Origin of the sequence: Flagellimonas crocea, from assembly GCF_033441595.1 — a bacterium.
Classification (GTDB): Bacteria; Bacteroidota; Bacteroidia; order Flavobacteriales; family Flavobacteriaceae; genus Flagellimonas; species Flagellimonas crocea.
Genome location: NZ_JAUZVX010000003.1, coordinates 243,941 through 256,323, shown reverse-complemented (window position 1 = coordinate 256,323; position 12,383 = coordinate 243,941). Strand labels below are relative to the sequence as shown.

The 12,383-nt window shown below is 43.5% G+C and carries 8 protein-coding genes; 4 read left to right on the top strand and 4 right to left on the bottom strand.

Features of this window, described 5'->3' with window-relative positions; translation table 11 throughout:
* Positions 1-118: 118 nt before the first annotated feature.
* Both SD449_RS10600 and SD449_RS10595 read right to left on the bottom strand, forming a co-directional pair.
* Positions 119-1,639, bottom strand: coding sequence for a RagB/SusD family nutrient uptake outer membrane protein (locus tag SD449_RS10600; protein ID WP_318310521.1), 1,521 nt, complete (start codon positions 1,637-1,639; stop codon positions 119-121).
* 11 nt (positions 1,640-1,650) lie between these two features.
* Entirely contained in the window at positions 1,651-4,737 is a 3,087-nt protein-coding gene (locus SD449_RS10595; protein ID WP_318310520.1) for a SusC/RagA family TonB-linked outer membrane protein, read from the bottom strand.
* A gap of 368 nt (positions 4,738-5,105) precedes the next feature.
* Between SD449_RS10595 and SD449_RS10590 the strand changes: the two genes are divergently transcribed.
* From SD449_RS10590 to SD449_RS10575, 4 genes are all read left to right on the top strand, one after another.
* Entirely contained in the window at positions 5,106-6,125 is a 1,020-nt protein-coding gene (locus SD449_RS10590) for a LacI family DNA-binding transcriptional regulator (RefSeq protein ID WP_318310519.1), read from the top strand.
* A gap of 26 nt (positions 6,126-6,151) precedes the next feature.
* The gene (locus tag SD449_RS10585) at positions 6,152-8,023 is read left to right on the top strand and encodes an alpha-amylase family protein (protein WP_318310518.1); all 1,872 of its coding nucleotides are present in this window, start codon (positions 6,152-6,154) and stop codon (positions 8,021-8,023) included.
* 128 nt (positions 8,024-8,151) lie between these two features.
* Entirely contained in the window at positions 8,152-8,847 is a 696-nt protein-coding gene (locus tag SD449_RS10580; RefSeq protein WP_318310517.1) for a glycerophosphodiester phosphodiesterase, read from the top strand.
* Positions 8,847-10,112 (top strand): BaiN/RdsA family NAD(P)/FAD-dependent oxidoreductase, encoded by a 1,266-nt coding sequence (locus SD449_RS10575; RefSeq protein ID WP_318310516.1) that lies wholly within the window; start codon positions 8,847-8,849, stop codon positions 10,110-10,112. The genes SD449_RS10580 and SD449_RS10575 overlap by 1 nt, the downstream gene beginning before the upstream one ends.
* Positions 10,113-10,117: 5 nt before the next feature.
* On the opposite strand, the gene SD449_RS10570 is transcribed toward SD449_RS10575, so the two are convergent.
* Both SD449_RS10570 and glpK read right to left on the bottom strand, forming a co-directional pair.
* Positions 10,118-10,846, bottom strand: a complete 729-nt coding sequence (locus tag SD449_RS10570; RefSeq protein ID WP_318310515.1) for an MIP/aquaporin family protein — start codon at positions 10,844-10,846, stop codon at positions 10,118-10,120.
* Between the two features lie 35 nt (positions 10,847-10,881).
* Positions 10,882-12,378 (bottom strand): glycerol kinase GlpK, encoded by a 1,497-nt coding sequence (glpK, locus tag SD449_RS10565; RefSeq protein ID WP_318310514.1) that lies wholly within the window; start codon positions 12,376-12,378, stop codon positions 10,882-10,884.
* Positions 12,379-12,383: the final 5 nt, after the last annotated feature.

The following is a 12,383-nucleotide window of genomic DNA, read 5'->3' as shown; positions in this document are numbered from 1 at the left end:
TAAAAAGACTAATGTTTAACTAAGAATATATTAATGTTCGATTAATGTATATGGACTCAAAAGAAAAAGACCACCAAATTGGTGGTCTTTATATTTAAACAGCTTAAACTTTGAACTATTAATACCCAGGGTTCTGTACCAAGTTGGGGTTAGAGATAATCGCAGTTGCAGGAATTGGGAACAAGTTTTTGGTCTCGTCACCAGAAACTTCTTTATACGACCATGGTGAAGTAAATTGGCCAAAACGAATAAGGTCGTTTCTTCTCCATTGCTCACCATAAAGTTCTCTACCTCTCTCATCGAGTATGTCCTGTTCTGTAACGCTTCCTAGGGGAGAAGCACCTCTTAGAGTTCTTAGGGTATTTACCATCGCAGTTGGGTCACCTCCACTACGCAACATAGCTTCGGCCTTCATTAAATATGCATCTGCATAACGGAAAACGATTTTATGGTTGGCGAACGCCCCGTTAGCAGGATTGTACTTGATCACCCTAATACCTGTTCTCTCGTTGTTACCCAATAGTCCGGGAAGCTCCTTTGTGAACACCAGCGGAGCACCTGTTCTGTCTTTGTAAGGGTTTCCGCTGGCGTCATACTGTTGCCCTATCAAGAAACCATTACCTATACCAAAGTTGGTACCATCTGTTGGAACAAATCCTCGACGCTCTTCCTGACCAGAGCCTGGAGTGTTAATGTTGGGATCTCCCTCGAACAGGTCGTAGAATTCTGCAATAGTGGTAAAACCATTCCAGCCACCAGCTTGATCGGGTACAATTTGGTTGTAGTGCAATGTGTTCCAGATGTTGTTACCTACGCTAGAGGTTGTAAAATATATGGTTTCTGTATCCACATCGGAGGTGAACAATTCGAAATACCCTTCTTGAAGATCGAAACCTTCAGCGGCAATATCATCCACCAAATCAATAACCTGTTGCATATCGGATGGATCTGCAGTTCCGGTACCGGTGTAAATGTGTTTGTTCAGATAAAGTTTGGCCAAAAGAATCATTCCAGCGGCTTTGGACGCTCTAACCAAGTCTTCGCTTGGCCCAATGGACGGAAGATCTGGAATAGCCTCTGTAAGATCTTTAACGGCAAAATCAAAAGCCTCTGCCCTTGTCATTACCATAGGGTTTACATCTGGACCTTCATCCGGGGTCCTAAAGGGAACCTGACCAAATAAATCTATTAACCAGAACATGCTGTAAGCCCTTAAAAATTTGGCTTCAGCAGCTTGCTGAGGAGTTGGGTTACTACGGCTATCAATAATGGTAGTCGCATTGTAAACATTACTGTTTTGATCGTTCCATGTGTTTTTGACACGTTGGTGTGTTGTACTCCAAGTGTGGGAATGAAGAGTCCTCCATACACCGTTGTCCCCCCAATCTGTGCCACGTGTAGGAACTACAAATTCATCGGTACTTACTTCGGTCAATGCGTATAGATTTTCCTGACTCTCTGTTTGACCACGCACTGAATTGTAAAGAGCGGTAAGACTGGCTCCAGGTTGCACTCCTGTAAATTCACCACTTAAGTCGGTAAAAATGGAATCTGTTTGTTCGATTTCCAAATCTGTACAACCCAACACAAGGAGCGAGATTGTCCAGAGGTAAATTTTATTTAGTTTAATAGCTTTCATAGAATTATTTTTTAAAAAGTTGCACTAATACCTAATGTAACTGTTCTAGCCCTTGGGAAGGCGGTATAATCGATTCCCAAAGATGGAATGTTGTTCAAAGACTTTGGTACGTTCACCTCTGGATCAAGACCTGAGTAATCGGTAATGATAAACAAGTTTTGGCCAATTAAGGACAAACGCAAGCTTTGTAAAGCTCCATCACCGCTCAATGGAACATTGTAGCTCAAGGAAGCGTTCTGCAACCTTAGGAAATCTCCTTTTTCCAAGAATCTGGTAGATACATCAGCGGCATTGGCATTGGATTCACCATTGGTCAGCACATTCTGTGTAACATTTTTACCCACTCCGATAATACCAGCAGTGAAGTAGGCATTTTGAGTATTGTTATATACGTAGAAACCGTATTGCCCTGCCAAAAACGCATTGAAATCCCAGTTTTTATAGGAAGCGCTTGTGCTGATACCCAAGTTAACTTTTGGCAATGCACTTTTTCCAACGAATTCTTGAATATCACCATTTGGATAAACAGAGATACCATTTTCGTCAAACCCTCCGAATTCTCTCAAATAGTAGGAGAACAAAGGTTGTCCGCCGGCCAATAATTGCGCAAAAGCACCTGTTAATCCATTACCGTTTATTTCACCAGTTTGAATTTGACCATCGAAATCTTCGACCATGTTGTCGTTGTACGCTACGTTGAAACCAAGGTTCCAGTTCGCATCCTCCATTTGTATGATGTCGTAGTTCATTGAAAGTTCGACCCCTTTATTGATTACCCTTGCATCTAAGTTACCGAAGTAGAATGGTTGGGGTGAAGGTTGTGCAGCTTCTTGTTGAAGCAGTAAGTCATTGGTTGTTTTATGGTAGAAGTCCAAAGTACCGGAAAATCTGTTATTGTCGATTCCAAAGTCCAGTCCAATGTTTGCCTGTGCAGTTTCCTCCCATTTCAAATCATCATTGGTGAAAGATTGAATTGCAAGACCAGGCGCGTTGATATTCTGGTTCTGATCGATTCCAATTCCTGCGAAACGTTGTCTAACTGTAAAGTTACCATATCCTAAACCTTCTTGGTTACCTGTGATACCGTAACCCAACCTAAGTTTTAAGGTTGAGAAAGTATCCCCGATAAAGTCCTCTTCGCTCAATTTCCAAGCAAAAGCACCGGAAGGGAAGTAACCATATTGATTGTTGGGACCAAATCTGGAAGAACCATCAACCCTCAACGTACCTGTAACAATGTACTTGTTGGCAATAGCGTATTCAGCTCTACCAAAGAAGGATTGAAGCTCATCTGTTGAATCGAAATAATCCCCTGCAACCGCACTTATTGGAACTCCGCTTGGGCTGTCCACATCAAAAGTTCCAGGCTCATCCACAAACAAGCGGTTTACGAATGTTCCAGAATCGTTGTATCCAAATTGTTGGTATTCACCAGGAAGTTGACTTTCAATCACGGATGTTGCCGTTTCCAAATCTGAAATCATTTGATTAAGGTCACTGGAACTAAAGCCCAGTCCGGAAATATTCTTACCGGCTCTTTGATAGCTTTGGAAGGAATAACCTACCAATGCGGTCAAATGAGAATTATCAAAATCCTTATCATAAGTCAATGTAAGATCCAGTAATTTACCGGTCACATCAACTGTGCTGAGAGCACCTTGTCCTTGCCCGGGAGCATTTCCAATACCAGTGGACAATGAAGACTGTACCTGATATTTTTCAGAACTTGAATCATCATAACCTACAGCCACTTTTGCCTTCAACTCATCGGTAAGGCTATATTCTGCCGAAACGTTGCCCAAGAATCTATCGGTATGGGTAACATCGTCATAATAGTTCAGTAATTGAAGCGGGTTGATTTCACTACCTCCCGTTGTAAAACTGGTTCTTGCAGGCCAAGTGGGGTTGGCAAAGTAAGCAGCACCCAATAAATCTCCTGTGGAACCGGAGTTATTACTGATGGCACCTCCATCATCATTGATTCTTGATACGGTAAGGCTGGCATCAATTTTCAGTTTATTATCGAAAAATCTTTGGGAAGCGTTAATTCTTCCGGTCAATCTTTCTTGCGCATAACCTTCAACAACGCCAAATTGCTTTCCATATCCAAAAGAGGCACGAACGTTTCCGCTACCGTAGTTTTTGGAATAGGACAGGTTTTGGTTTTGAGAGGCTGTGCTTCTTAAAATTATCTCTTGCCAATCGGTATTGGAGCCAAAATCAAGGGCATTGGGATCACCACCATATTCCGGAAGTGCAGTTAAGAATTCATTACGATCCAAAAGATTAAATCTTTTGGCCGGTGTGGAATAACTGAGGTTTGAGGTGAATTCGAATCTTCCTTGACCAGTCTTACCACTTTTAGTGGTAATGATTACAACACCATTTGCACCACGGGATCCATAGATTGCTGTGGCCGATGCGTCCTTAAGAATACTGATGCTCTCGATATCATTTGGATTAAGAAAGCTCAGCGGGTTTTTGGAGGAACTTGTTCCAGTACCTACGTCAGCCCCTCCTGCTGATGTGTCTTGTCCGGTAAGTGGCATTCCATCAACCACAAAAAGCGGGTTGTTGTTGGAACGTACCGAACTTGTACCCCTAATTCTTACATTGATTCCGGCACCAGGCTCACCGCTGCTCTGTGTAATCTGAACACCTGCGGTTTTACCTTGTATCAGCTGTTCTGGTGAAGAAATAACGCCTTGGTTGAAATCTTCGGAATTCACAACGGCAACGGCACCAGTGGCATCCTCAACCGTAGTCTGGCCGTAACCTATGATCACGACTTCGTCCAATGCCTGGGCATCTTCTGCCAAGGTAACATTAATAGTGGATTGTCCATTGACGGCGATTTCTTGGGTCTTGTAACCGATGTAGCTAAAAACCAAGGTTGCTCCGGAAGCAACATCGTTTAAAGTGAAATTACCATCAAAATCAGTCTGCGTACCGTTGGTAGTACCTTTTACCAATACGCTTGCCCCTGGCAAAGGTCCGTTCGCATCTGAAACGGTACCTGATACTGTTTGGGCTTTAACCAACCCAAAGCACAGAAATGCCCCGAGCATCAAAAAGCTCCTTAGTAGCGTAATCTTCATAAATAATTAATTTTAAGTTTAGTTAATCTTAATTCAAGTGTTAAACATATATAAAAAAATTGTTAATCAAAATTTAAGCATATCGCAAAATGTAGCGAAAACGGTTTCGTGTTAATAACTTTAACAAGTGTATTTTTCACAAATTTAAACAGACTTATTTGCTTAATCCGTAAATATGTTGGTGGGAATTGTGAATTTAGTAATAACCCCACGAATAAAAAAATTTAATTTTTAATCGGTAAATTTCGGATAGCCATATTGGAAAAGCGTTGTTCCCTAATTGTTAAAAAAGCGAGAGTTGTGCAGGCCTTTATATGATTATTAAGTAATTTTCAATTCTGAATTAGTTTACCACAAAAAAGACATCATTGAAAGCCAAGATCACTTTAAAGGATATTGCCCGAGAGCTTGAGGTTTCCATTTCCACAGTTTCCAAAGCGCTCAAGAACAGTGAAGAGATCAGTAGGGACACCAAAGAAAAGGTCCAAGCTTTTGCCAAGCTATACAATTACAAACCCAATAATATAGCGATAAGCCTTAAGAACAAGAGGACCAAGAACATCGGTGTCGTGATACCGGATATTGTGCACCACTTTTTTACCACCGTGATCCGCGGCATTGAAAAATATGCAAACGCCCGAGGTTACAACGTAATCGTTTGCCTATCCGAAGAGTCCTTTGACAAAGAAGTGATTAATATGGAGATGCTGGCCAATGGTAGTATCGACGGTTTTATTATGTCCCTTGCTTCCGAAACCCAACAAAAAGGCGACTATAACCATTTAAAGGAAGTTACCGAACAAGGTATCCCCGTGGTGCTTTTTGACAGGATTACCCACGAGGTGGAATGTGATAAGGTAATTATAGACGATGAACTGGGAGCATACCAAGCGACCAAAAAGTTTATAGAACAAGGGAAAAAGAAAATTGCCCTTATCACCACCGATGACTATTTAAGTGTAAGCAAGGCCAGGAGCAAAGGGTATAAAAAGGCCCTTGCAGAAAGCCCGATAGGGGTCGATGAATCCCTTATATTAAAAATGCCCTCCATGGAAATGGACGAGATAGCCATTAAAGCATTTTTGAACCAAAAGACGCCCGATGCCGTTTTATGCGTTAATGAAATCTTTGCGGTCTACAGCATGCGATTGGTCCAAGAAAAGGGATTGAAAATTCCAGAGGATATCTCCTTTATCGGTTTTACCGATGGTGTTTTGTCCAAGTATGCCAATCCCAGCCTTACGGTAGTGGCCCAACATGGGGAAAAAATGGGAGAAGTATCCGCAAAAATGTTGATCGATAAGGTGGAAAGCGAAGCCGAAGAAGAAACCTATCAGACCAAAATATTGGAACCCACCTTGGTCATCAGGGATTCAATAGCACATTGATCTATACCCAACCTTATTATAGTGGTATGAAAACAATCCGAACCTTGATTTTACCGATTGTTATTGTCGTGCTATCTTCGTGCAACGATCATACCAACCACAAGTCCAACCAACAACCCATGAAAAATAAAGAAGTAGTCTATCAGGTATTTACCCGTTTGTTCGGTAACACCAATACGACCAACAAACCTTGGGGCACCATACAAGAAAATGGGGTTGGCAAGTTTGCCGACTTTTCAGACAAGGCTTTGGCTGAGATCAAGAACTTGGGTATTACGCATATTTGGTATACCGGAGTCCCCCATCATGCGGTGATCAACGACTACACGGCCTACGGAATTTCCAATGATGATCCAGATGTGGTAAAAGGAAGAGCGGGTTCCCCCTACGCCGTCAAAGATTATTATAATGTAAACCCAGATTTGGCCATAGACCCTGCAAAACGCTTGGAAGAGTTCAAAGCATTGATCGAACGAACCCACAAGGCAGGTTTAAAAGTAATTATCGATATTGTTCCCAATCATGTGGCCAGAAAGTATGAAAGCATCACCAACCCTAAAAATGTAGAAGATTTTGGGGCTTCCGATGATACATCCAAAGCATACGATGTAAACAACAATTTCTACTACATCCCCGATCAGGCCTTTAAAGTTCCAGAATGGCAAGATGGATATCTGCCTTTGGGCGGTGAAGAAAATAGGTTGACGGATTCAAAATTTGAAGAAAACCCCGCCAAATGGACAGGAAACGGTTCCCGATTGGCGCAACCGCACTTTAACGATTGGTACGAAACCGTAAAAATAAATTACGGTATACGGCCGGACGGTACAAAGGATTTTGCCGAGTTGCCAGAGGAATACCGTAACAAGAACTACAAGGACCACTACCGGTTTTGGGAGAACCGGACGATTCCGGATTCATGGCGCAAGTTTAACGATATTGCCCAACATTGGTTGGATTTTGGGGTAGATGGCTTTCGTTTTGATATGGCCGAAATGGTACCCGTGGAATTTTGGAGCTATCTCAATTCCAGCATCAAAATGAAAAATTCCAACGCTTTTTTGTTGGCCGAGGTCTACAATCCCGAGCTATACCGAGATTATATTCACTTGGGCAAAATGGATTATTTATATGATAAGGTAGAGCTCTACGACAGCATCAAGCATATCATGAAAGGCTACGGATGGACCGATCACATCCCCGTAGTTCAACAAGGAATGGCCGATATAGAGCACCATATGCTACACTTTTTGGAAAACCACGACGAACAGCGCATCGCAAGTCCGGACTTTGTGGGCAATGCCCAATTGGGAAAACCTGCCATGGTTGTTTCCGCAACCATAAGTACATCGCCTACCATGATTTACTTTGGACAAGAAGTTGGAGAGCCTGCGGCAGAAAACGCTGGGTTCGGCAAACCCTCCCGGACCTCGATTTTTGATTATGTCGGAGTCCCGCACCATCAAAGATGGGTCAACAATAAAAAGTTTGATGGAGGTCAATTATCCGAAGAGGAGAAAGAACTCAGGGATTTTTACAAACGCCTTCTAAACTTTACCATTGGCAGTGAAGCGCTGATGGGCGAATACCAAGAGATACACTTTTATAATAAGGAAAATACGGAAGGATATGATCACCGGGTAATCTGTTACGTTAGATGGTCGCCCAATGAGAAACTCATAGTGCTCTCCAATTTTGATGCACATAAGAACTATTCCCTAAACCTTAAGGTTCCCGAAGATGTAATTGCCAAATGGAATTTGGCTGACGGGAACCATCCATTGACCGAAACACTTTACGAAAGCGTGAAAAAAAGCATGACCGTAACCAACGGACAAGGGCAGATTCAGGTGGAATTGGAGCCTCTTCAATCCTATATTTTTAGAATTGAGCCCTAATGCCAAAAACATAAATTCCAAGTGTTTTTTCATTTGCAAATCGTATTTTTAGCCTTCAAAACCCAACCAAAATGAAGAAAAATGTACTTATGGCTCTTGTAGCTGTTCTGCTTTTAACTAGTTGCGAAATGACAAAATCAAAACCATTGGTAATCGGCCACAGGGGAGCAATGGGCCACGAAACCGAGAACACCCTTGCATCGATACAAAAAGCCATGGATTTGGGAGTGGATATGATCGAGATAGATGTATTCAAAATAAAAAGCGGAGAGATAGTCGTTTTTCATGATGAAACAGTAGATCGTCTCGCCAATTCCGGTGGAAATATTGAAGATTACAACATAGTTGAGTTAAAACAGCTTGTTTTGGATGGTGGCCATAAGATTCCCATGCTCCAAGATGTATTGAAACTAATAAACAATCAGGTCGCCCTGAATATAGAACTTAAAGGCAGCAATACGGCAGATAAGGTCAATCAAATTGTGAACTACTATGTGGACAACCAAGGTTGGAGCCGAGAGAACTTTATAATTTCCAGTTTTAAATGGGATGAGCTCAAAAAGTTTAGGAAGATAAACAAGGATACTAAAATCGCGGTGTTGACGGAAGAAGACCCGCTAAAAGCAATTCCAGTTGCCAAAGAACTCAATGCAGCAGCCATTAACCCTCATTTTAAGGCATTGACCAAAGAAAGCACCGAAAAGATTCAAAAGGAAGGACTTAAAGTGTACACTTGGACGGTAAACGAGCCGGAAGACATTCAAAAAATGATTGAATTTGGGGTGGACGGTATCATCACCAACTACCCGGAACGTGTCAAATAATGTTCGATGTTATAATTGTAGGAGGTGGTGCAGCAGGATTTTATGCGGCGGTTCAAATAGCGGAACTTTCGCCCAATTTGAATATTGCCATTTTTGAAAGGGGCAAGACCGTACTTTCCAAAGTCAAGGTTTCCGGTGGAGGTCGCTGCAATGTGACCCATGGGGAGTTTTTGCCCAAAGAGTTGACCACCAATTATCCAAGGGGCGAAAAGGAACTTCTGGGTCCATTTCATACCCACGCCCCAATGGATGTTATGTCCTTTTTTGAAGAAAGGGGAGTCCCCTTAAAAATTGAGGAAGATGGCCGTGTATTTCCAAAAAGTGATTCTTCCCAAAGTATTGTTGACTGTTTGGAGGGCGAAGCGGACCGTTTGGGAGTGCAGGTTTTAAAGAATAGTGCGGTCAAGAATATTGAGAAAATCGGGGATGCATGGCAGGTCACAACAATGAATAAGCACTATCAAGCAAAAAAACTATTGCTCACGACCGGAAGCAATCCTAAAATCTGGAAACAATTGGAGAAATTGGGGCATCAAATCGTGTCACCCGTTCCCTCCCTCTTCACCTTCAACATCAATGATGAACGCATTCATGGAATACAGGGCATCAGCACAGATGCGACGGTGGAGGTGTTGCCCAAGAAAACCTTCCATACCAATAAAAGCACGCTGAACCTCAAAAGCAAAGTGAAGGACGAAGCCATACTCTATGCAGATGGTCCACTTTTGATAACACATTGGGGTTTGAGCGGTCCGGCCATTTTGAAACTATCCGCTTGGGGAGCCAACATCCTGCACGATTATAATTACTCCTTCAAAATAAAAGTGAATTGGCTTCCCGAATATAGCACCGAGTCCATGGAAGCATATTTAAAGGAATTAAGAGAAGTCGAAGCAAAAAAAACCGTTGTACGGACCAATGTTACCGAATTGCCAAAAAGGTTGTGGAAGCGTTTGGTCGAGGCGGCCCAAATAGGCCCCGAGGTACGCTGGGCGGATTTGAACAAAGAACAACTACAGGAATTGGCGGAACAATTGACCGCATCAACTTTCAAAGTAGAGGGCAAAAGCACTTTCAAGGAGGAATTTGTCACTGCTGGCGGAGTGGATCTAAAGGAAATCAATTTTAAGACCTTTGAAAGCAAAAAGCAGCCCAATTTATATTTTGCCGGCGAGATCATAAATGTTGATGCCATTACGGGCGGATTCAACTTTCAGAATGCATGGACGGGTGCATATATAGCAGCCCAGGCCATTGTTTCCTAAAGGAATTATTGTAAGAGCATGGAAATCCATGCCGCCAAGACCCCACCTAAAATAGGCCCAACTACCGGTATCCATGCGTAGCTCCAACCGTTGTCCCCTTTGTTTTTTAACGGCAATAATGCATGGACAATACGTGGCCCCAAATCCCTGGCCGGATTAATGGCATAACCCGTAGTGCCGCCCAAGGACAGACCGATGCCCCAAACAATTAAGGCTACGGGCAAAGCTCCCAATGAGCCTAATCCAATGATGGCATCCTCGGTTGATAGTACGGCGTCCGTAAAATAAAGCACGGAAAAAACCAGAACGAACGTACCCAATACCTCGGAAAAAAGATTGATGAATGTATTGGGAATGGCGGGAGCGGTACAAAAAACACCTCTTTTGGCGCCACCATCCTCCGTAGCATCGAAATGGTCCTTGTTTGCGAGCCATACACAAAATGCGGCGAACATGGCCCCGATAAACTGTGCCAAAATATAATTGGGAACTTGGTTCCAGGGAAATTCACCTGCAGCGGCCAGTCCAACCGTCACCGCCGGATTAATATGGGCTCCGCTATAAGGCCCTGCAACCACAACCCCGGTATATACGGCAAACGCCCACCCCGTGGTAATTACCATCCAGCCAGAGCCATTTCCATAAGTTTTTTGTAGGGATACGTTGGCATTTACGCCACATCCAAGGACCATCAATAAAAAGGTGCCTACAATTTCAGCTATAAAGGGAGTCATATACAGGGAATGTTAGTGTTTATCATTTCTAAAAATTAAGGGTTTTCGGTCCAGAACTCCAATGCCTTTATGGCCTTGTACCAACCTTTGATGCCTTTATCTATGGCTTTACGCTCCTTGGTCGGGTTAAAATGAACGTCGGTCTGCCAAATATCCTGGATTTCTTCCGGACTTTCCCAGTACCCAACAGCAAGCCCCGCCAAATAAGCAGCTCCCATCACCGTGGTTTCCACTATCTTAGGACGTACGGTAGTGGTATTCAGTACATCGGCCTGAAATTGCATCAACATATCGTTGACAGTGGCCCCGCCATCTACGCGCAACTCTTTGATGGAAATTCCAGAATCGGCCTCCATGGCCTTGAGTATGTCCATGGTCTGGTAAGCGATGGAATCCAAAGCGGCACGTGCTATATGGGCATCCGTGCTACCGCGGGTAAGTCCAAAAATGGTTCCTTGGGCCTTTTGATTCCAATGGGGTGCTCCCAAACCAGCAAATGCCGGGACAAAAACTACGCCTTCGGAGCTCTCCACGGAACTGGCAAGCCGTTCCACTTCAGAAGATGTTTTTATGATGTTGAGGCTGTCGCGCAGCCATTGAACCACCGCACCGGCAATAAAAATACTTCCTTCGAGGGCATAATGGGTTTCTCCATTAATTTTCCAAGCGACCGTAGTGAGCAGGTTGTTCTTGGAAACAATTGGTTTTTTCCCAATGTTCATCAACATAAAACAGCCTGTGCCATATGTGTTTTTAACCATTCCCTTTTTGGTGCACATTTGTCCAAAAAGAGCGGCTTGTTGATCGCCTGCAATTCCTGCAATCGGAATTGGAGTAGCAAATAGGTTGGGTGTCGTATGCCCATAAACTTCGCTGGATTGCTTCACCTCTGGGAGCATGCTTTTCGGGATTGTCAACAGTTCCAAGAGCTCGTCGTCCCAATCCATGGTGTTGATGTTGAACAGCATGGATCGGCAGGCATTGGTCACATCGGTTATGTGAAGCCCCCCATCCGTCATTTTCCAAATGAGCCACGAATCTATGGTTCCCATAATTAAATCGCCGGCTTCGGCTTTTTCCCGCGCACCGTCCACATGGTCCAAAATCCATTTTACCTTGGTGCCTGAAAAATAGGAATCGATGACCAATCCGGTTTTTTCACGGATCATATCGGACTTGCCCGCTTTCTTTAGTTCATCGCAATAATCAGAAGTACGCTTGTCTTGCCAAACAATGGCATTGTAAATTGGCTGGCTTGTGTTCTTGTCCCAAACCACCACGGTTTCCCGCTGGTTGGTAATGCCGATGGCGGCCATTTGGGCTGCCTTCAACCCTTTTTTGCTCACGGCCTCGGCCGCCATTCCGGCTTGGGTGGACCATATTTCGTCCGGGTCGTGTTCTACCCATCCTGGTTTGGGAAATATTTGCGTGAATTCCTTTTGAGCTACGGAGATAATGGCCCCCTTTTGATCAAAGACCACGGCACGCGAACTGGTGGTGCCTTGGTCCAGGGCAAGGATATATTGATTCATTTTGT

Excerpts from the sequence above, each read along its gene's own strand:
- SD449_RS10580 (WP_318310517.1), top strand. The coding sequence starts at position 8,152 with ATGACAAAATCAAAACCATTGGTAATCGGCCACAGGGGAGCAATGGGC.
- glpK (WP_318310514.1), bottom strand. The coding sequence starts at position 12,378 with ATGAATCAATATATCCTTGCCCTGGACCAAGGCACCACCAGTTCGCGT.
- SD449_RS10595 (WP_318310520.1), bottom strand. The coding sequence starts at position 4,737 with ATGAAGATTACGCTACTAAGGAGCTTTTTGATGCTCGGGGCATTTCTG.
- SD449_RS10600 (WP_318310521.1), bottom strand. The coding sequence starts at position 1,639 with ATGAAAGCTATTAAACTAAATAAAATTTACCTCTGGACAATCTCGCTC.
- SD449_RS10575 (WP_318310516.1), top strand. The coding sequence starts at position 8,847 with ATGTTCGATGTTATAATTGTAGGAGGTGGTGCAGCAGGATTTTATGCG.
- SD449_RS10570 (WP_318310515.1), bottom strand. The coding sequence starts at position 10,846 with ATGACTCCCTTTATAGCTGAAATTGTAGGCACCTTTTTATTGATGGTC.
- SD449_RS10585 (WP_318310518.1), top strand. The coding sequence starts at position 6,152 with ATGAAAACAATCCGAACCTTGATTTTACCGATTGTTATTGTCGTGCTA.